This is a genomic window from Enterobacter ludwigii (assembly GCF_001750725.1).
GTDB classification, from domain to species: domain Bacteria; phylum Pseudomonadota; class Gammaproteobacteria; order Enterobacterales; family Enterobacteriaceae; genus Enterobacter; species Enterobacter ludwigii.
The window spans coordinates 986,002-1,005,365 of sequence record NZ_CP017279.1; the positions used below are offsets into that span (position 1 = coordinate 986,002).

At 54.3% G+C, this 19,364-nt stretch carries 17 protein-coding genes; 7 read left to right on the plus strand and 10 right to left on the minus strand.

The features are described from left to right. Nucleotides 1-101 precede the first annotated feature (101 nt). The 5 genes from lolC to cobB are packed head-to-tail and all read left to right on the plus strand — an operon-like array spanning nucleotide 102 to nucleotide 5,041. On the plus strand, nucleotides 102-1,301 hold the full coding sequence (lolC, locus tag BH714_RS04650; protein WP_032681244.1) for a lipoprotein-releasing ABC transporter permease subunit LolC: 1,200 nt from the start codon (nucleotides 102-104) through the stop codon (nucleotides 1,299-1,301). Next, nucleotides 1,294-1,995 carry a lipoprotein-releasing ABC transporter ATP-binding protein LolD gene (lolD, locus tag BH714_RS04655; RefSeq protein WP_025204445.1) on the plus strand — a complete coding sequence of 234 codons (702 nt, stop codon included), beginning with the start codon at nucleotides 1,294-1,296 and terminating at the stop codon, nucleotides 1,993-1,995. The genes lolC and lolD overlap by 8 nt, the downstream gene beginning before the upstream one ends. After that, nucleotides 1,995-3,239, plus strand: a complete 1,245-nt coding sequence (gene lolE / locus BH714_RS04660) for a lipoprotein-releasing ABC transporter permease subunit LolE (protein ID WP_014169597.1) — start codon at nucleotides 1,995-1,997, stop codon at nucleotides 3,237-3,239. Before lolD ends, lolE begins: the two co-directional genes overlap by 1 nt. Before the next feature lie 54 nt (nucleotides 3,240-3,293). Then, entirely contained in the window at nucleotides 3,294-4,205 is a 912-nt protein-coding gene (nagK, locus tag BH714_RS04665; RefSeq protein WP_040017155.1) for an N-acetylglucosamine kinase, read from the plus strand. A 14-nt stretch (nucleotides 4,206-4,219) separates the two neighbouring features. Next, nucleotides 4,220-5,041: a Sir2 family NAD+-dependent deacetylase gene (gene cobB / locus BH714_RS04670; protein ID WP_014169599.1), complete on the plus strand. Its 822-nt coding sequence runs from the start codon at nucleotides 4,220-4,222 to the stop codon at nucleotides 5,039-5,041. Nucleotides 5,042-5,087: 46 nt separating this feature from the next. On the opposite strand, the gene BH714_RS04675 is transcribed toward cobB, so the two are convergent. Next, on the minus strand, nucleotides 5,088-7,019 hold the full coding sequence (locus BH714_RS04675) for a methyl-accepting chemotaxis protein (RefSeq protein WP_040017156.1): 1,932 nt from the start codon (nucleotides 7,017-7,019) through the stop codon (nucleotides 5,088-5,090). Nucleotides 7,020-7,256: 237 nt separating this feature from the next. Between BH714_RS04675 and BH714_RS04680 the strand changes: the two genes are divergently transcribed. Then, nucleotides 7,257-8,486 (plus strand): EAL and HDOD domain-containing protein, encoded by a 1,230-nt coding sequence (locus BH714_RS04680; protein ID WP_032681240.1) that lies wholly within the window; start codon nucleotides 7,257-7,259, stop codon nucleotides 8,484-8,486. 47 nt (nucleotides 8,487-8,533) lie between these two features. Here BH714_RS04680 and potD read toward each other — a convergent pair whose 3' ends face one another. Genes potD through potA form a run of 4 tightly spaced genes read right to left on the minus strand, consistent with a single transcriptional unit; the run spans nucleotide 8,534 to nucleotide 12,345 of the window. Then, complete coding sequence (gene potD / locus BH714_RS04685; RefSeq protein WP_014169602.1) at nucleotides 8,534-9,568, minus strand: spermidine/putrescine ABC transporter substrate-binding protein PotD; 1,035 nt, start codon at nucleotides 9,566-9,568, stop codon at nucleotides 8,534-8,536. Continuing rightward, a complete protein-coding gene (potC, locus tag BH714_RS04690; RefSeq protein ID WP_014169603.1) occupies nucleotides 9,565-10,356 on the minus strand; it encodes a spermidine/putrescine ABC transporter permease PotC in 792 nt (263 codons plus the stop codon). The genes potD and potC overlap by 4 nt, the downstream gene beginning before the upstream one ends. Next, nucleotides 10,353-11,210, minus strand: coding sequence for a spermidine/putrescine ABC transporter permease PotB (potB, locus tag BH714_RS04695; RefSeq protein ID WP_020884651.1), 858 nt, complete (start codon nucleotides 11,208-11,210; stop codon nucleotides 10,353-10,355). The genes potC and potB overlap by 4 nt, the downstream gene beginning before the upstream one ends. Beyond that, nucleotides 11,194-12,345 carry a spermidine/putrescine ABC transporter ATP-binding protein PotA gene (gene potA, locus BH714_RS04700; protein WP_171032980.1) on the minus strand — a complete coding sequence of 384 codons (1,152 nt, stop codon included), beginning with the start codon at nucleotides 12,343-12,345 and terminating at the stop codon, nucleotides 11,194-11,196. The genes potB and potA overlap by 17 nt, the downstream gene beginning before the upstream one ends. Nucleotides 12,346-12,578: 233 nt before the next feature. Between potA and pepT the strand changes: the two genes are divergently transcribed. Then, the gene (gene pepT, locus BH714_RS04710) at nucleotides 12,579-13,802 is read left to right on the plus strand and encodes a peptidase T (protein WP_040017157.1); all 1,224 of its coding nucleotides are present in this window, start codon (nucleotides 12,579-12,581) and stop codon (nucleotides 13,800-13,802) included. 57 nt (nucleotides 13,803-13,859) lie between these two features. On the opposite strand, the gene BH714_RS04715 is transcribed toward pepT, so the two are convergent. The 5 genes from BH714_RS04715 to hflD form a co-directional block, all read right to left on the minus strand. Then, nucleotides 13,860-14,981, minus strand: coding sequence for a ribosomal protein uL16 3-hydroxylase (locus BH714_RS04715; protein WP_040017159.1), 1,122 nt, complete (start codon nucleotides 14,979-14,981; stop codon nucleotides 13,860-13,862). Between the two features lie 91 nt (nucleotides 14,982-15,072). Further along, a complete protein-coding gene (gene phoQ / locus BH714_RS04720; RefSeq protein WP_032681238.1) occupies nucleotides 15,073-16,536 on the minus strand; it encodes a two-component system sensor histidine kinase PhoQ in 1,464 nt (487 codons plus the stop codon). Beyond that, nucleotides 16,537-17,208: a two-component system response regulator PhoP gene (gene phoP, locus BH714_RS04725; RefSeq protein ID WP_032670531.1), complete on the minus strand. Its 672-nt coding sequence runs from the start codon at nucleotides 17,206-17,208 to the stop codon at nucleotides 16,537-16,539. It lies immediately after the preceding gene. 122 nt (nucleotides 17,209-17,330) lie between these two features. Beyond that, a complete protein-coding gene (gene purB / locus BH714_RS04730) occupies nucleotides 17,331-18,701 on the minus strand; it encodes an adenylosuccinate lyase (protein ID WP_020884458.1) in 1,371 nt (456 codons plus the stop codon). A 19-nt stretch (nucleotides 18,702-18,720) separates the two neighbouring features. Continuing rightward, a complete protein-coding gene (gene hflD, locus BH714_RS04735; protein ID WP_014169611.1) occupies nucleotides 18,721-19,350 on the minus strand; it encodes a high frequency lysogenization protein HflD in 630 nt (209 codons plus the stop codon). Nucleotides 19,351-19,364: the final 14 nt, after the last annotated feature.

Sequence of the window (19,364 nt, forward strand, 5' to 3'; positions counted from 1 at the left end):
TTTCAGAAAAATGATTACCAAAGCTTACGGTTTCAGTCATTTACGCTTAAGGGATTCGCTTATATACTCGTGGGTCTGCTATCAGCAAACAGACGGATTTCATGTACCAACCTGTCGCACTCTTCATAGGCTTACGTTACATGCGTGGGCGCGCCGCGGACCGCTTCGGTCGTTTTGTCTCCTGGCTTTCGACTATTGGCATTACGCTTGGCGTAATGGCTCTGGTGACGGTTCTCTCCGTCATGAACGGCTTTGAGCGCGAGCTGCAAAACAACATCCTGGGGCTGATGCCGCAGGCTATCCTCTCCTCAACCAACGGTTCCGTTAACCCACAACAGCTCCCGGAAAGCGCGGCGAAGTTACAGGGTGTCACGCGCGTTGCGCCGTTAACCACGGGCGATGTGGTGCTGCAAAGCGCCCGTAGCGTGGCGGTCGGCGTGATGCTGGGCATTGACCCGGCGCAAAACGACCCGCTGACGCCGTTCCTCGTGAACGTGAAGCAGACCGACCTGGAAGCCGGCAAATATAACGTGATCCTCGGCGAGCAACTGGCCGGGCAGCTTGGCGTCAACCGTGGCGACCAGCTGCGCGTAATGGTACCGTCGGCCAGTCAGTTTACGCCGATGGGACGTTTGCCAAGCCAGCGCTTGTTCACGGTGGTTGGCACGTTTGCCGCCAACAGCGAAGTCGATGGTTATCAGATGCTGGTGAATATTCAGGACGCGTCACGTCTGATGCGCTATCCGGCGGGGAATATCACCGGCTGGCGCCTGTGGCTCGACGCCCCGCTAAAAGTGGATACCCTCAGCCAGCAAACGTTGCCGGAAGGGACCAAATGGCAGGACTGGCGTGAACGCAAGGGCGAGCTGTTCCAGGCCGTGCGGATGGAAAAAAATATGATGGGGCTGCTGCTGAGCCTGATCGTGGCGGTCGCGGCCTTCAACATCATCACCTCACTGGGGTTGATGGTGATGGAAAAGCAGGGTGAGGTCGCCATTCTGCAGACTCAGGGGCTAACGCCGCGCCAGATCATGGCGGTATTTATGGTGCAGGGTGCCAGTGCCGGGATTATCGGTGCGCTACTCGGTGCGGCGCTGGGGGCGCTGCTCGCCAGCCAGCTTAACAATTTAATGCCGATCATCGGCGCTCTGCTTGATGGTGCGGCGCTGCCCGTGGCTATCGAACCGTTACAGGTGATTGGAATTGCGCTGGCTGCGATGGCCATTGCGCTGCTTTCTACGCTTTATCCTTCCTGGCGCGCTGCCGCCACTCAACCCGCTGAGGCTTTACGTTATGAATAAGATCCTGTTGCAATGCGACAACCTGTCCAAACGCTATCAGGAAGGCACTGTGCAGACTGACGTGTTGCACAATGTGAGCTTCAGCGTGGGCGAAGGTGAGATGATGGCGATTGTGGGCAGTTCCGGCTCCGGGAAAAGTACGTTATTACACCTGCTCGGTGGGCTGGATACACCCACCAGCGGTGACGTGATTTTCTCCGGCCAGCCGATGAGCAAAATGTCATCTGCGGCAAAAGCGGAGCTGCGTAACCGCGAGCTGGGCTTTATCTACCAGTTTCACCACCTGCTGCCGGATTTCACGGCGCTGGAAAACGTGGCGATGCCGCTGCTGATTGGTAAAAAGAAACCCGCAGAAATTACTACCCGCGCCAGCGATATGCTGAAAGCGGTTGGGCTTGGGCATCGCGGTAACCATCGTCCTTCTGAACTTTCCGGCGGTGAACGCCAGCGTGTGGCCATTGCGCGTGCGCTGGTCAACAATCCGCGCCTGGTACTGGCGGATGAGCCAACGGGTAACCTGGACGCCCGCAACGCGGACAGTATTTTCCAGCTGCTGGGTGAGTTGAATGCCTCGCAGGGAACCGCGTTTCTGGTGGTAACCCACGATCTCCAGCTGGCAAAACGGATGGGACGTCAGCTTGAGATGCGCGACGGTCATCTGAACCCAGAACTGACCCTGATGGGGGCGGAGTAATGGCTTCACCGTTATCGTTACTCATAGGGTTGCGTTTTAGCCGCGGACGTCGTCGCGGCGGCATGGTGTCACTGATCTCGGTGATCTCCACCATCGGTATTGCGCTGGGAGTGGCGGTGCTGATCGTGGGCCTTAGCGCCATGAACGGCTTTGAGCGTGAACTGAATAACCGCATCCTGGCGGTGGTCCCGCACGGTGAAATCGAACCGGTGAATCAGCCGTGGACGCACTGGAGCGATGCCCTGAGCAAAATCGAAAAAGTGCCAGGCATCGTGGCGGCCGCACCTTACATTAACTTTACCGGGCTGGTCGAGAGCGGCGTTAACCTGCGCGCCATTCAGGTCAAAGGGGTGAACCCGGTGCAGGAAGAGCGCCTCAGCGCGTTGCCGAAATATGTGCAAAACGGCGCGTGGGCAAACTTTAAGGCCGGTGAACAGCAAATTATTATGGGCAAAGGCGTTGCCGAGGCCCTGAAGGTTAAGCAGGGCGACTGGGTCTCTATCATGATCCCGAACGCCAGTGCCGACCACAAGCTGCAGCAGCCTAAACGCGTACGTCTGCACGTCACCGGTATTCTTCAGTTAAGCGGCCAGCTCGATCACAGCTTTGCGATGGTGCCGATGGAAGACGCGCGCCAGTATCTCGACATGGCCGACAGCGTGACGGGTATTGCCATTAAGGTCAACGACGTCTTCAACGCCAATAAGCTGGTGCGTGATGCCGGCAGCGTGACCAATAACTATGTCTACATCAAAAGCTGGATTGGCACTTACGGTTATATGTACCGTGATATCCAGATGATCCGCGCCATTATGTATCTGGCGATGGTGCTGGTGATTGGGGTCGCGTGCTTTAATATCGTTTCGACGCTGGTGATGGCGGTCAAAGACAAGAGCGGCGACATCGCCGTCCTGCGTACCCTGGGGGCAAAAGACGGTCTTATTCGCGCCATCTTTGTCTGGTACGGTCTGCTGGCTGGGCTGTTCGGGAGCCTCTGCGGCGTGGTGATTGGCGTGGTGGTTTCTCTGCAGCTGACGCCAATTATCAATGGCATCGAGGCGCTTATTGGCCACCAGTTCCTGTCAGGTGATATCTATTTTATTGACTTCCTGCCGTCTGAATTGCACTGGCTGGACGTTTTTTATGTGCTGGTAACGGCACTTTTACTGAGTCTGCTGGCAAGCTGGTATCCGGCGCGTCGCGCAAGCCGAATTGATCCGGCGAGGGTATTAAGTGGCCAGTAATTACGTCATGATTTAGCGGTCGTCAGGCCGCCAAATCAAAAAGAGGAATGCGTGATGTATTATGGATTTGATATTGGCGGCACCAAAATTGCGCTGGGCGTGTTTGATAAAAACCTCAAACTGCAGTGGGAAACCCGCGTTCCCACACCACGCGAAAGCTATGATGAATTTTTAACTGCCATTGCCGCGCTGGTGGCGCAAGCTGATTCACGTTTTGGCGTGAAAGGCAGCGTCGGCATTGGTATTCCGGGGATGCCCGAAACTGACGATGGTACGCTGTATGCGGCCAACGTTCCTGCTGCCAGCGGTAAACCGCTGCGCGCCGATCTCTCCGCTCTGCTTGAACGCGACGTGCGTTTAGATAATGATGCCAACTGTTTTGCACTCTCCGAAGCCTGGGACGCTGAGTTTCAGCGCTATCCGCTGGTGATGGGGCTGATCCTCGGCACGGGCGTAGGGGGAGGGATCGTCATCAACGGTAAGCCGATTACCGGGCGCAGTTACATTACGGGAGAGTTCGGCCATATCCGCCTGCCGGTTGATGCCCTGGCGGTCGTCGGGCGCGACTTCCCGCTGACCCGCTGCGGTTGCGGTCAGCATGGCTGTATTGAGAACTACCTCTCCGGACGTGGGTTTGCATGGCTTTACGAACACTTCTATCATCAGAAACTTGAAGCCCCTCAAATCATTACCTTGTGGGAGCAGGGGGATGCGCAGGCGCGAGAGCACGTTGAGCGCTATCTGGATCTGCTGGCGGTGTGTCTGGGAAATATTCTCACCATCGTCGACCCGGATCTGCTGGTGATTGGTGGAGGGCTTTCAAACTTTAGCGCGTTAACGGAACAGCTGTCCGGGCGTTTGCCCCGACATTTATTGCCGGTTGCCCGCGTGCCGCGTATTGAACGTGCGCGACACGGGGACGCAGGAGGAATGCGCGGAGCCGCATTCCTTCATCTCACCGATTAGTTTACGAGGTTTTTATGCTGTCGCGTCGCTTAGGTCGACTCAGCCGTTTTCGCAAAAATAAACGCCGCTTACGTGAGCGCTTGCGCCAGCGGATCTTTTTCAGAGACAGAATGATGCCAGAAGCGATGGATAAACCCAGAGTGGTGGTGCTGACCGGGGCGGGGATCTCCGCAGAGTCAGGTATTCGCACTTTCCGCGCTGCGGACGGGTTATGGGAAGAGCACCGTGTTGAGGATGTGGCGACGCCGGAAGGCTTTGCTCGCGATCCGGATCTTGTGCAGGCGTTTTATAACGCCCGCCGTCGTCAACTGCAGCAGCCAGAGGTTGTGCCTAACCCGGCGCACCTGGCGCTGGCGAAGCTGGAAGAGGCACTTGGCGATCGTTTTTTGTTGGTTACGCAGAATATCGACAATCTGCATGAACGGGCCGGTAACAAAAACATCATCCATATGCACGGTGAACTGCTGAAAGTTCGCTGCGCCTGGAGCGGTCAGGTGCTGGACTGGAAAGAGGACGTGCTGCCTGAAGATAAGTGCCACTGCTGCCAGTTTCCGTCGCGCCTGCGTCCGCATGTGGTCTGGTTTGGTGAAATGCCGCTTGGTATGGATGACATCTACAGCGCGCTGGCCATGGCGGATGTCTTTATCGCCATTGGCACGTCTGGCCATGTCTATCCGGCGGCCGGGTTTGTTCACGAAGCGCGGCTGCACGGCGCGCATACGGTTGAGCTGAATCTTGAGCCGAGCCAGGTGGGCAGCGAGTTCGAAGAGAAGCACTATGGCCTGGCCAGTACCGTCGTACCGGAGTTTGTCGATAAGCTCCTGAAAGGGCTGTAATCGCGATAGCCTGAAAAGGCACCCGTCCTGCGGGTGCCTTTTTTGTTTATGGCGTAAAGTACGCCAGCGTTTTCTCCAGCGATTTTGCCTGTTCGTCCAGTGACAGGGCCGCTGCCGAGATCTGTTGTACCAGGGACGCGTTTTGCTGGGTCGTGCTGTCCATCTGATTGACGGCAATGCTGACCTGGCTAATTCCCCGATTCTGCTCATCCAGAGCCTGAACAATATCGTTAATCACCAGATGCACATGTGACACGGCCTCAATGACCTGCTTCATCATGACGCCGGTTTCATTAACCAGCTCAACGCCTTTGCTGACACGGCCTGAAGACTCGGCTATCAGCTGGGAGATCTCTTTTGCCGCGTTGGCGCTTCGCTGGGCAAGGTTGCGCACTTCACCCGCCACCACTGCAAAACCGCGCCCCTGTTCGCCCGCGCGCGCCGCTTCTACGGCGGCATTCAGCGCCAGAATATTGGTCTGGAAGGCGATACCGTCCACAATGCTGTTGATCTCTCCAATCTTACGGGCGCTTTCGTCAATTTCCCCGATCACCACCACGACATCGTTGACCAGCGTCTCGCCATGTCCGGCAAGGGTCGCGGCGCGATCGGTAAGGGTGGTAGCTTTGTGCGCATTGTCGGCGTTATTTTTCACCGTGACCGAAATCTCTTCCATGCTGGCTGCGGTTTCGACAATCGCCGCTGCCTGTTCTTCGGTGCGTGAGGCCAGATCGAGATTGCCTGCCGAAATTTCACTGGTGCCACCGTGAACGGAGTGGCTGGCTTCGCTGATGTTACCCACGATGCGCTTGAGCTGCATCTGCATGGTGTGCAGGGCGTAAAAAATACTGCTGGTATCCCCGGGACGCACCGGGATAGCGTTGTTCAGGTCGCCTCCGGCCACGGCCAGCGCGATCCCGGCGGCATCTGACGGTTCGCCCCCCACCGGGCGGTCCACTTTACGGGTAAAGATTTGCGCCATGACCAGGCTGACAACCACAATGCTTAACACCATCAGGAGGATGGCTTTCAGTAAAAATTGTCTTGCCTCGGCCATCACTTCGCTGACCGGGGTGACAATAGCCAGCTTCCAGGGCGTCTGACTGTTGCCGATGGTAATCGCCTGCCAGGTGATAAACGCCTCTTCCTTCAGTTGAGAATCGTTTGTACGTATCACCTCATCCCCTGTGACAGTTCCGGTGTAAGGCTTGCCTGCGGCACGTTTATCCGGGCTGGAAACCACGCTGTTGCCCGCCGACAGAAGCAGGGCGTAGCCTGTACCGTTCCACGGTTTAATCGCCCCGATCATCGATTGCAGGGTGGCGAGTGAGAAATCCGACGTGACGGACCCCAGGAACTGACCCTCACGCATGATGGGGGCGGCAATCGAGGTGAGCATTACGTCCACCCCATTGTAGGGATAAATATAGGGTTCGATGATGACATCTTTTTGCCGTTGCTTCGGCAGCAGATAATAATCGCCGCTGCCGGGCGTTTCGATGTCCGTCAGCAGATGTAATGCCGGTTTGCCTGTGGCGTCGCGGTCAACGTAGCGGGCGTAACGTCCGGCGGGATCTTCACCGCTCTGACCGGCAAAGGTGGCATCATTGCCATCGAAAGCATCAGGTTCAAAGGCCATCGACATTGAAAGAAACTGAGGGTGCGCTGAGAGATAATGGATTAGCAGCTGGTTGAGTCCCTGTCGATCAGCGATGCCCGCGTCGCGCAGTGCCTGAGCGCTATTTCCCATGTCACGCGCGGCCGCCAGGGCGGAATCCATCTGTTTACTGACCTGCAAAGACTGCACTTCAGCAATCTGACGGATGTGTTTTTTAGCCAGCACTTCTTGCTGATCCATCCACTGCCACATCATAAAACCGATCGTTGCCGTAAAGCCCACCGTCACGGTGAGGAAAATGGACAATAGCATCAACGTCTTGACTCTTATTTTTTGTTTTCGGACCATGGCGTCTTTCATTCTCAACTCCCGTAATGACGTGCATGTCGGGCAGGCACAGATCACTTATCGGATATTTCGCCATGTTTCTGTAGAGCACCGGGTATATTTAATTTAAATTTTTGATCGCTAATTCCCGTTAATTAGTGTGGATGCTTTTATTTTGTGCATTCAATCAAATTAGTGTTCGATAATGCTCGTTATCGTTGTGCAGATAGGGGATGCTAATAAATATAAAGACGTTCAGGAGGATGGGATATGTATGGATTTATCGCGAGACAACCCATTTTTAACCTCGATATGAATACCGTGGCCTATGAGCTGCTTTTCAGAGACGGAATGACCAACCGTTTCCCCGATGTGTCGGCGGAATATGCCACGTCCAGAATGATATCAGACCAGTTCTTATCCGTGCCGTCCCAGCGCATCGCCGGGGAACATACGTCGTTTATCAATTTTCCTTCCCGGATGATCATCGACCGCAGCGCTGAGGCGCTGGACAAAAACAACGTGGTCATTGAGATCCTGGAAGATGCTGACCCGGGTGAGGCGCTTTTGCAGGCCGTGAGAGAAATGTATGAGCACGGGTACTGCTTTGCGCTCGATGATTTCACTCTCGCACCGGAATGGGATGTTTTCTTGCCCTTTATTTCCATCATCAAATTCGATGTCCAGAATTACACCTTAGCGCAAATTAAAAATTACCTGAGTGAGCGTAAAAGCCTGACCGGGCATATTAAATATCTGGCTGAAAAAATTGAGACTAAAGAGGAATTCAAACAATACAGCGATGCCGGATTTTCTCTTTTTCAGGGATATTTTTTCTGTCGTCCGGAGGTGATTAAATATAAACGGCTATCGCAAAATCAGCTTGCAATTTTCCGTCTGCAAATGGAAGTAGGGCGCAATAAACCTGACTTTCGAATCATCGAGGCGTTAATCAAAAGCGACCTCACGCTGTCCTATAAAATCATGCGCTATATGAAGCACACCGCTTTTAAACACATGGGGGCCTGTAATTTCAGCAAGTTAACCCTGAGTGAAGTGCTGAGGTATCTTGGAGAAAATCAGCTCAGAAGGTTTGTAGCCGTTGTAGTGCTGGCAAGTGCAGCCAACGACACCGTCACCGAGCTTTACCCGATGAGTATGATGCGCGGGAAATTCTGTGAACTGATTGCCGAAAAATTGAACGAGCCGATGCTGGCTGAGAATGCGTTCATGTGCGGTCTGTTCTCACTGCTTGATACCCTGCTTGAGCTGCCGATGGCAGAGCTGATGACGCAAATTGCTGTCCCGCAGAGCGTGAGTAATGCGTTGTGCCATCAGGAAGGACAGTTAGCAGACATGGTTCGCCTCTGCCATTTTTACGAGCAACAGCAGTGGGATGAGGCAAGCAGAATAAGTCACGCGCTGGGGCTGGCAGAGGAAGAGATCGTAGAGGCGATGAGGAAGGCCACGATCTGGGCCGGGGAGAACGCCGTCAGTTAATCGTTCCTCACTCCGCTAAGACGGAGTGAGGAAGAAAGCCTGGCCGCTTACCGGCCCGCTTTTAATTTCTGGTAATACTCTTCGTAGATGCGGCTTGCGTCACCGACATCGTTTTGCCACTCGCCTTTACTGATGGTTTGCGCATCCGGATAGAGCGATTTGTCGTTCGCGACGGCCGGGCTGAGCAGCTTGCGCGCGGCGAGGTTCGGGGTGGGATAACCAATGGTCTCCGCAACCTGTTTCGCGACGTCCGGGCGCAGCAGGAAGTTAATCAGCTTCAGGGCACCGTCAACGTTCTTCGCGTTTGCAGGAATAGAGAGGCTATCCATCCAGAAGATCCCGCCTTCTTTCGGCCACACTACCTCCAGCGGCGTACCGGCCTGACGGGCAACATACGCGGAGCCGTTCCACACCATACCCAGATTCACTTCGCCTTCCATATACGGGTTTGCCGGGTTATCAGAGTTAAATGCCGCCACGTTAGGCATCAGCTTTTTCAGCTCGTTATAGGCCGCTTCAATCTCTTTCGGGTCCGTCGTATTGCCTGAGTAGCCGAGCTTACGCAGCGCTACCTGGAACACTTCGCGCGCGTCGTCGGTTAACAGCAGGCTGCCTTTGTATTCCGGTTTCCACAGATCGGCCCAGCTTGTAACGGTTTTCGGATCGATAGCCTCGCTGTTGACCCCAATGGCGGTTGCGCCCCAGATGTAAGGAATGGAGTAGTCATTATTCGGGTCAAACGGCTTATTGAGCATCTCCGGATCGAGATTGTTGAAGTGAGTGAGCTTCGTTTTATCGATCTTCTGAATCATGCCCTCTTTGCGCATTTTATCGACGAAATAGGTCGACGGGACGACCAGATCGTACGCGCCTTCTTTGTAAGTTTTGAGCTTGGCGTACATGGTTTCATTCGACTCATAGGTAGAATAGATAACCTTGATGCCCGTCTCTTTCGTGAACTGCTCGAGCAGGCCAGGTGGCACATACTCGGTCCAGTTATAGAAATAGAGCGTTTTGCTGTCATCAGCGTGCGCGGCACCCATTCCGAGCACCAGTGCCGCAGCGGCAAGCATTTTTTTCATTTCATTGTCCCCTGAGATTTTGTTTTATCACGAGCAATAACCTGGCTGGCAATCACCAGCACCAGCGAGAACACTAACAGTATGGTCGCCAGCGCGTTCACCTCGGGCGAGACGCCGACTTTCACCATTGAATAGATCTTCAATGGCAGAATTTCATAACTCGGGCCGGTGACGAAGGAGGAGACCACCACATCGTCCATCGACAGGGTAAAACTCAGCAGCCATCCGGCAGCAACGGCGGGCATCGCCAGCGGCAGGATGATTTTGCGCAGGATCGTCATCTCACTGGCACCCAGATCTTTTGCGGCTTCCAGCATGCGTACGTCAAACCCTTTCAGGCGTGCGAAGACGGTGACCACCACAAACGGCAGGCAGAAAGTGATGTGGGAGAACAGCAGTGACCAGAAGCCCAACTGGACGCCCAGCAGCATAAACAGCACCAGCAGCGAAATCGCCATGACGATATCCGGCGACATCATCACCACAAACAGCATCCCGCTGACGAACGGTTTACCCCGGAAGCGATAGCGATAGAGCGCCACGGCGGTAAGCGAACCAATCAGCGTGGCGAAGGTGGCGGAGAAAATCGCCATCGTCAGGGAGTGCTGAGCAGCCTGCAGCAGGCTGTCGTTGTTCATCAGCAGGCTGTACCAGTTGGTAGTGAAACCTTGCCAGTTGATGCCGAAACGCGAGCTGTTAAACGAGTTCACGATCAAAATAATGATCGGAATATAAAGATAGGCATAGATGGCGGTCATAAAACCGCCGCGAAGCAGTCGACCGATCATTCGAGTTCCACCTTTTTATTCAGTAATCGTGAAGCACGCCAGTAGATCAACAGCATCAGGCCCATCACCACCGTGAGCGTAATGCTGGTAGCGGAACCGAACGGCCAGTCGCGAATGTTCAGGAACTGACTCTTAATCACGTTGCCGATAAGCAGGTTTTTCGCGCCGCCCATCAGGTCGGACACGTAGAACAAGCCCATTGCCGGCAGCATTACCAGCAGACAACCTGCAATGATGCCAGGCATGGTCAACGGAATGATAATCCGGATAAAGGTCTGCAGTTTGCTGGCGCCCAGGTCTCTCGCAGCTTCCAGCAGCGGTTTATCCAGCTTCTCAATGCTGGAATAGAGCGGCATCACCATAAAGGGCAGCAGGATATAGACCAGACCCACAATGACCGCACCCGGCGTAAACATGATGCGCACTGGCGTATCAATCACGCCCAGCCACAACAGGAACTCGTTCAGATAGCCTTTGGTGCTGAGGAAAATTTTCAGCCCGTAGATGCGGATCAGGGAGTTGGTCCAGAAAGGCACGATCAGCAAAAAGAGCAGCAGTGGACGCACTTTTTGCGGCAGACGTGCCAGAAACCATGCAAAGGGATAACCCAGCACCAGGCAGGCAACGGTGGCGATCAGCGCCATATTAAGCGAGTGCAACAGCACGTCAAAATAGAGCGGATCGAGTAGACGCGAGTAGTTGTCCAGCGTAAAGACCAGCTTTACGAAGTCAGTATCGTCGCGGGTCAGGAAGCTGGTGGCGATGATCATCAGGTTGGGTAAGAAGACAAACAACACAAGCCAACCGACGATAGTAGCAATCACCACATTCTGGAATTTACTTGTGTTCTTCATCAGCCAGTACAACCTCCCAGCTTTCTACCCAGTTGATAACCATTTTCTGGTCGAGGGAGTGGTCGAAATCAGGGTCGTCCTCATTAAAGAACTCACTGACCATCACCATCTTACCGTTTTCCAGTTCGACGACAGACTCCAGCGTCATCCCTTTATAGTTGCGCTCCCGGATATAGCCAATCAGGCCCTCGGCATCAGTATTGCCGTGGATCTCTTCAACGCGCAGATCCTCCGGGCGCAGCAGGACGTTGAGCTTTTGCCCTTTTTCGACGGCAAAATTCACGGTGATATTGCACTCGCGGCCTTCTACGTTGGCCCGCACGCGCTGTTCGTCCAGGCGTTCAATCACCGTGGCGTTGAAAATGTTGATCTCCCCAATGAAGCTGGCCACGAACAGGTTTTTCGGCTCTTCATAGATTTCACGTGGCGTGCCGTCCTGCTCGATTTTGCCGTCACGCATCACCACGATACGGTCCGACATGGTGAGTGCCTCTTCCTGATCGTGGGTAACGAAGACAAAGGTAATGCCGAGCTTGCGCTGCAGGGCTTTAAGCTCGTTCTGCATCTGCTTGCGCAGTTTATAGTCCAGCGCGGAAAGTGACTCATCCAGCAGGAGCAGACGCGGTTTATTGACCACAGCGCGGGCGATAGCAACGCGCTGCTGCTGGCCGCCGGAAAGCTGGTGTGGCTTACGCTGGGCAAATTCTTCCAGTTGCACCATGCGCAGCGCGTCGGTAACGCGAGCAGGGATCTCGCTGGCCGGGGTTTTTTGCATCCGCAGGCCAAATGCGACGTTCTCGAACACGGTCATGTGCGGAAACAGGGCATAGCTCTGAAAGACGGTATTCACGTGCCGCTCTTCGGCGGGGACCTGGGTGATATCCTGGTTTTCAAGGTGGATGTGACCGCTATCGACGTTTTCCAGTCCGGCGATAAGGCGCAGTACGGTTGTCTTGCCGCAGCCAGAGGGGCCAAGCAGCGTGAGGAACTCACCGTCATTGATGGTCAGGTTGAGCCCGGAAATAACATCTTTACCATCAAAACTTTTACGAATTCGTTCCAGTTGCACCAGCGGTGAACGTGAACGGGATTGTGTATTCAATTTTTGCGCTGTCCCATATAGACGCTCCGGGATGCAGACCGAAGCGGGGTTTGTGTGTAACCACCTTGGTGACTCGTAATGAGGGCGGACATTCTACGGCAAACCACTGTAATCGCCAATCCTTGTCACTGATTCATAAGCTACATTTACTAACGGATACGATATAAACGGAAAATATTCTCGTTTGCGGGATAAAAGTGACCTGACGCAATATTTGCCTTTTGATGCTTATTGATAATGTTGTCACAAAAAGTGAGGGTGACTGCATGGATAAATTACTTGAGCGTTTTTTACAGTACGTTTCGCTGGATACCCAATCTAAACCGGGTGTCCGCCAGGTGCCAAGCACCGAAGGCCAGTGGAAGTTATTAAACCTGCTCAAAGAGCAGCTCGACGCCATGGGGCTGGTTAACGTCACGTTAAGCGAGAAAGGCACTGTGATGGGAACGCTGCCTGCGAATGTCTCCGGTGATATCCCGGCGATTGGCTTTATCTCCCATGTCGACACCTCTCCGGATTTTAGCGGTAAACATGTGAACCCGCAGATTGTTGAAAACTACCGCGGCGGCGACATTGCGCTGGGGATTGGTGACGAAGTACTGTCGCCGGTGATGTTCCCGGTGCTGCACCAGCTGCTTGGTCAGACGCTCATCACCACCGACGGCAAAACGCTGCTGGGTGCCGATGACAAAGCGGGGATTGCCGAGATCATGACGGCGCTGGCGGTGCTGAAAGAGAAAAATATCCCGCACGGGGATATCCGTGTCGCCTTTACGCCGGATGAAGAGGTCGGCAAGGGGGCAAAACACTTCGACGTAGATGCCTTTAACGCGAAGTGGGCCTATACCGTCGACGGTGGCGGCGTAGGGGAACTGGAGTTCGAGAATTTCAACGCCGCGTCCGTGACAATCAAAATCGTCGGAAACAACGTTCATCCTGGCTCCGCCAAAGGGGTCATGGTGAATGCGTTGTCGCTTGCGGCGCGTATTCATGCGGAAGTTCCGCCAGAAGAGAGCCCGGAACAGACCGACGGTTATGAAGGTTTTTATCACCTGACCAGCATTAAGGGCACCGTAGACAGTGCGCAGATGCACTACATCATTCGCGACTTTGACCGTAAAGCATTTGAAGCGCGTAAACGTAAGATGATGGAGATAGCCAAAAAGGTCGGTAAGGGCCTGCATCCGGATTGCTATATCGAGCTTATTATTGAAGACAGCTACTACAATATGCGCGAGAAAGTGATGGCGCATCCGCATATCCTTGATATCGCGCAGCAGGCAATGCGTGACTGTGATATTGAACCGCTGTTAAAACCGATTCGTGGCGGCACAGACGGTTCGCAGCTGTCGTTCATGGGGCTGCCTTGCCCGAATCTGTTTACCGGTGGCTACAACTATCACGGCAAGCACGAGTTCGTGACGCTGGAAGGAATGGAAAAAGCGGTGAAGGTGATTGTGCGAATTGCGGAGCTGACCGCGGCGCGGTAATGACAAAAAAAGGCCGGGTCAGGCGAAGCCGCCACCCGGCACGCTTTACTTTACGGTTTAGTCCTCAAAGAACCAGTACCCGCTGTTCACCAGCGCGGCGAGCATCGCGAGGAAAGAGGGATCTTCCAGCGCATCGCCAAAGGTATTGGCCGTTAAGGTCAAGTGGCTGGCAATAGCCTCCAGCGCCGGACGGTGAGGGGAGTCCAGCTTCTCGCCGTTAACGAAAACATCTTCACCGATGCGCAGTACGCGCAACCCGCCCAGACGAACCAGTTTGTCGCCCTGCTGCAATGCGTCATAAATCTCGTCGGCCTGGTATGGCGGCTCTGGCGGTGCCACATCCAGCTCATGGCGTGACTGGCTGATAAACTCACCAAACCACTGGCTGAAATGCGCCGGTTCATTGATCAAATCCAGCATCATACCGCGAAGCTTGTCCAGTTCGGCTGGCACAATATCGGCCGGGTGCTCGCGTGCAGGCACATCCGGATCGCTGTAACGATGGCTGCCCAGTTCACGTTGCAGCACGTAGTCAGCAAAGCCGCTGATCATTTCGCGACCGCTTGGTGCGCGGAATCCGACGGAGTAGTTCAGCGAGTTTTCCAGCGAATACCCTTCGTGCGGGAACCCTGGTGGGATATAGAGAATATCACCCGGCTCCAGCTCTTCATCGATAATCCCTTCAAACGGATCGACCTGAAGCAGGTCCGGATGCGGGCAGTGCTGTTTCATCGGCACTTTGTCGCCCACGCGCCAGCGCCGGCGGCCTGTACCCTGAATGATAAACACGTCGTACTGGTCCAGATGCGGCCCAACGCCCCCTCCTGGCACGGAGAAGGAGATCATCAGATCGTCCATTCGCCAGTCGGGCAGGGCGCGGAAGGGACGCATTAACGCCGCAGTCGGTTCATGCCAGTGGTTAACCGCCTGAACCAGTAATGACCAGTTGTTTTCACCGAGGTGATCGTAGCTTTCGAAAGGACCGTGGCTGACCTGCCATTTCCCGTCCTGGTGGCTTACCAGGCGGCTGTCGACTTCGCTCTCCATGGCCAGACCGGCCAGTTCGTCAGGGGAGAGGGGATCGACAAAATTGCTGAACCCGCGTTTAAGAACGACCGGGCGTTTCTGCCAGTAACGTTCAATAAATTCGGGCCAGTTAAGTGTTAAGTGATAATCCATATTTTTTTATTCCGCAGGCTCTTACTGACTCGGATTATAACGGAAGCACAGGAGCCTGGGTGCGAGATCCTCGCATTTTTCACATAACGGGTTAACTATCGTTCGATGTGGGCTGCTGGCGACCGAAAATGACCTCCATTCTGGCGCCTCCGAGTAAACTGTCTTCGGTTTCAATTTTTCCGTCGTACTGGTCGACGATTTCGCGTGCCACCGCTAACCCAACCCCCTGGCCGGGGCGCAACGTATCCGCACGCTGACCGCGGTCGAATACCACATCACGTTTATTGCGCGGGATCCCCGGACCATCATCCTCAACGATAATATGCAATTCGTTATCCGTCTGACGCGCGGAAACTTCTACGAATTCCAGGCAATATTTACAGGCGTTATCCAGCAGATTGCCCATCACTTCCATGAAATCATTTTTTTCACCAACAAAGCTGATTTCGGGAGAGATATCGAGGCTGATATTGACCCCTTTGCGCTGGTAAACCTTGTTGAGCGCGGAGGTGAGGTTATCCAGAAGCGGTGCCACAGGATGCAGTTCGCGACTCAATAACGCGCTGCCGGAACGCATGCTGGCACGGTGCAGATAGTAACCAATTTGCTGAGAAATACGGCTGATCTGTTCCAGCATCACCGGCTCGGCATCATCAACGCTCAGCTTTGAGCTGCGCATCGAACGCAGGGTACTTTGCATCACCGCCAGCGGCGTTTTCAGGCTATGCGTGAGGTCGGTGAGGGTGGTGCGGTATTTATCATAGCGCTCACGTTCGCTTTTCAGCAGACGGTTGAGGTTACGCACCAGGCTTGTCAGCTCGCGGGTAGTCTCCGGGTTGAGCTTCTCACGATGATGTTCTTCCAGCTCGCGCACCTCTCTCGCCAGCGATTCGATGGGGCGTAAACTCCACCACGCGGCGAGCCACAGCAGCGGGATTACCAGCAGCAGATTCGCGGCCAGAACATAGACGAACCAGTTCCATACCATATAAGAACGTTTAAGCTCGACCGGGATGGTATCGACCACCACGATGGTTAACTGCGGCATGTTCATCGTGGCCGGGTAGAGGTTAATCGCCACGGAGTGCGTCATTTCTGTTTCGGCATCGTCTGCGCGGATCTCATTCAGCTTTTGCTGCAGGGAGCGGTCCTCGCGCAGCAGCGAGCTGGTGGTGTTCAGATCGGCTTCAAGTTCGTGGAAACCATTGGTCTTAAGCCATTCCGGACGAATACTTTTAACCAGCCATGGGATATCGCGTTGTGCCCAAAGTAGTTTTCCCTTTTCGTTATAAATCAGGGCCAGCGTCGGGCTTTGCTGGTTAAGGTTTTCCGGCATTTCGACGGTGATCGTGTTGTTTTCCCATTTCGCCAGGGTATAAAACAGGTTACTTTCACCACGCAACAGTCGAAAAGTTGTTTTATCAAAACTGACGCTGTAGCCCACCAGAGCCACCATGCCGTAGGAGAGGGATAACACCAGCACGACGGCGGCTGTTGCCAGTAAAAAGCGAACCCGCAGCGAGAGGGGCAGAATATGACGCAAGATCCCTTTCATTTAGCGTATTTCGAACAGATAACCCTGACCACGGACGGTCGTGATCACGTCCTGCGGGTACTCCGCCTGAATTTTCTTGCGCAGACGTCCCATCAACACATCAATCGTGTGGCTCTCACGCAGCTCGGCATCCGGATAAAGCTGAAGCATTAAGGAGTCTTTGCTCACCACTTTACCGCTGTTGCGGATTAACGTTTCCATGATGGTGTATTCAAACGCGGTCAGCTTAATGACTTCATTATTAATCGAGAATTCACGACGGGAGAGATCAACCTGGAAAGGGGGAATCGAAATCACCTGGGAGGCCAGGCCGCTGTTGCGGCGCAGCAGTGCCTGCATGCGTGCCGCCACTTCTTCGATGTGAAACGGCTTGGTGACGTAATCATCGGCGCCCGCGCTGAGCACTTCAACCTTGTCCTGCCAGCCTTCACGTGCGGTCAATACCAGAACCGGAAGGGAGACATCATGGCTGCGCCAGCGACGAATCAACGACAAACCGTCTTCATCAGGCAATCCGAGATCGACGATGGCGATGTCCGGCAGGTGCTCATTGAGATAATAATCGGCTTCTTTTGCATCTTCGGCATCGTCCACCTGATGTCCCATCTCCTGAAGCTGAACCTTCAGGTGATGGCGTAGCAATGCGTTATCCTCAACAACCAGTACGCGCATCATCTTTTCTCCCTATATGAATGGTATGAATAGTTTAACGCTGATTATGTTGTTGTGGGGATAAACATTAAGTAAACCGGGGAAAAGCAGCCCCCTTTCCAGGCGGAAAGGGGGAAGGGAGGTTACTTCAGCTCGTCAACCATGGTGATGGCACGGCCGATATAGTTTGCCGGGGTCATCGCTTTCAGGCGGGTTTTCTCGTCTTCCGGCAGTTCCAGACTGTCGATAAACTGTTTCATGCCTTCGGCGTCTACGCGTTTGCCGCGCGTCAGCTCTTTCAGTTTCTCGTACGGTTTTTCAATGCCATAACGGCGCATGACGGTCTGAATGGGCTCTGCCAGCACTTCCCAGTTGTGATCCAGCTCGTCCAGCAGACGGTCGCGGTTCACTTCCAGTTTGCTTACACCTTTCAGGGTGGACTGATACGCGATCAGCGCGTAGCCAATACCCACGCCCAGGTTACGCAGCACGGTGGAGTCAGTCAGGTCGCGCTGCCAGCGGGAAACCGGCAGTTTGCTCGCCATGTGCTGCAGCACCGCATTCGCCAGGCCCAGGTTGCCTTCGGAGTTTTCGAAGTCGATTGGGTTGACTTTGTGCGGCATGGTTGAGGAGCCAATTTCACCGGCGATGGTCTTCTGTTTGAAGTGGTTCAGCGCGATGTAACCCCACACGTCACGATCGAAATCGATCAGAATGGTGTTGAAGCGAGCGATGCAGTCAAACAGTTCCGCGATATAGTCGTGCGGCTCAATCTGGGTGGTGTACGGGTTCCACTGAATACCCAGAGAGGTCACGAACGCTTCGCTGAACTGATGCCAGTCCACTTCCGGGTAGGCAGCGATGTGGGCGTTGTAGTTACCTACCGCACCGTTGATTTTACCCAGAATCTCGACCTGCTCCAGCTGACGATACTGACGTTCCATACGGTACGCCACGTTTGCCATCTCTTTACCCATCGTGGAGGGAGTGGCCGGCTGACCGTGGGTACGGGACAGCAGCGGAATATCACGATATTCGACAGACAGTGCTTTTACCGCGTCGATGATTTTACGCCAGTAAGGCAGCACCACGTCTTTACGCGCGGTGGAGAGCATCAGCGCATGAGACAGGTTATTAATGTCTTCTGAGGTACAGGCGAAGTGAATGAATTCAGACACGGCATGCAGCGCAGGCACGCTTGCCACTTTCTCTTTCAGGAAATACTCAACCGCTTTTACGTCATGGTTGGTGGTGCGCTCAATAGTTTTAATGCGCGCAGCATCTTCTTCGTTGAAGTCAGCAACGATTTTATCGAGGTAATCGTTTGCCTGGGCGTCAAAAGCAGGAACTTCCTTGATTGCTGCCTGGGCGGCCAGCTTTTGCAGCCAGCGTACTTCAACCTGAACACGGAACTTCAGCAAACCATATTCGCTGAAGATCCCGCGCAGCGCGCTGACTTTATCGCCGTAGCGTCCATCTACAGGGGATACGGCGGTCAGTGAGGATAATTCCATAATTCGCAACTCCGGGAGGTTAACAATGAGCAAGAATTTGTTTTGCCTGAGTCGTCAGGCGATTACGAGAAAACATTAACTGCAGGCGGCCACCGCCAACCTGATGCCACAGCACGGCGGCACGAATACCCGCCAGCAGGGAGGCGCGGACTTTTGCCTGAACCTGCGGGCTTTGCAGCACGGCAGGAGAGCCGGTGACCTGAATACGTGGGCCCAGCGGGCTGATGACGTCAACATAAATGCCGGCCATGGCACTGAGCAGCGTTTCGGACTGCAGATCAAAATGGTCGAGCTGGCGCTGCAGCCCGGCAATGCGGTCACCGAGCGTATCAAGCGCGCCTTTGGCCGCACTGAGCTTACGCTCCAGTACCATCAGGCTTAACGTGTAGCGGGTCAGCTCCGCGTTCAACCCCTGACGGCTACTGGCGTTAAGCACGCCAAGCAAAGTTTCAAGACCGAGACGAAGATTGGTTTCACTCCCACCGAAGACACCCAGAGTCGAACCGGGGTTGAGGTCGATAACGCTGTTGAGTGAAACGTGCAGCGCGTCAGCATCGCAATGACCCTGATGCGCCAGCTGTTGCACCAGACGGGCAGACTGGCAAATTCCAGCCAGTGCCAGGGTGATGTCATAATAGTTCTTCGCCACACGTTCTCCTTTAT

Excerpts from the sequence above, each read along its gene's own strand:
- lolC (WP_032681244.1), top strand. The coding sequence starts at position 102 with ATGTACCAACCTGTCGCACTCTTCATAGGCTTACGTTACATGCGTGGG.
- lolD (WP_025204445.1), top strand. The coding sequence starts at position 1,294 with ATGAATAAGATCCTGTTGCAATGCGACAACCTGTCCAAACGCTATCAG.
- lolE (WP_014169597.1), top strand. The coding sequence starts at position 1,995 with ATGGCTTCACCGTTATCGTTACTCATAGGGTTGCGTTTTAGCCGCGGA.
- nagK (WP_040017155.1), top strand. The coding sequence starts at position 3,294 with ATGTATTATGGATTTGATATTGGCGGCACCAAAATTGCGCTGGGCGTG.
- cobB (WP_014169599.1), top strand. The coding sequence starts at position 4,220 with ATGCTGTCGCGTCGCTTAGGTCGACTCAGCCGTTTTCGCAAAAATAAA.
- BH714_RS04675 (WP_040017156.1), bottom strand. The coding sequence starts at position 7,019 with ATGAAAGACGCCATGGTCCGAAAACAAAAAATAAGAGTCAAGACGTTG.
- BH714_RS04680 (WP_032681240.1), top strand. The coding sequence starts at position 7,257 with ATGTATGGATTTATCGCGAGACAACCCATTTTTAACCTCGATATGAAT.
- potD (WP_014169602.1), bottom strand. The coding sequence starts at position 9,568 with ATGAAAAAAATGCTTGCCGCTGCGGCACTGGTGCTCGGAATGGGTGCC.
- potC (WP_014169603.1), bottom strand. The coding sequence starts at position 10,356 with ATGATCGGTCGACTGCTTCGCGGCGGTTTTATGACCGCCATCTATGCC.
- potB (WP_020884651.1), bottom strand. The coding sequence starts at position 11,210 with ATGAAGAACACAAGTAAATTCCAGAATGTGGTGATTGCTACTATCGTC.
- pepT (WP_040017157.1), top strand. The coding sequence starts at position 12,579 with ATGGATAAATTACTTGAGCGTTTTTTACAGTACGTTTCGCTGGATACC.
- BH714_RS04715 (WP_040017159.1), bottom strand. The coding sequence starts at position 14,981 with ATGGATTATCACTTAACACTTAACTGGCCCGAATTTATTGAACGTTAC.
- phoQ (WP_032681238.1), bottom strand. The coding sequence starts at position 16,536 with ATGAAAGGGATCTTGCGTCATATTCTGCCCCTCTCGCTGCGGGTTCGC.
- phoP (WP_032670531.1), bottom strand. The coding sequence starts at position 17,208 with ATGCGCGTACTGGTTGTTGAGGATAACGCATTGCTACGCCATCACCTG.
- purB (WP_020884458.1), bottom strand. The coding sequence starts at position 18,701 with ATGGAATTATCCTCACTGACCGCCGTATCCCCTGTAGATGGACGCTAC.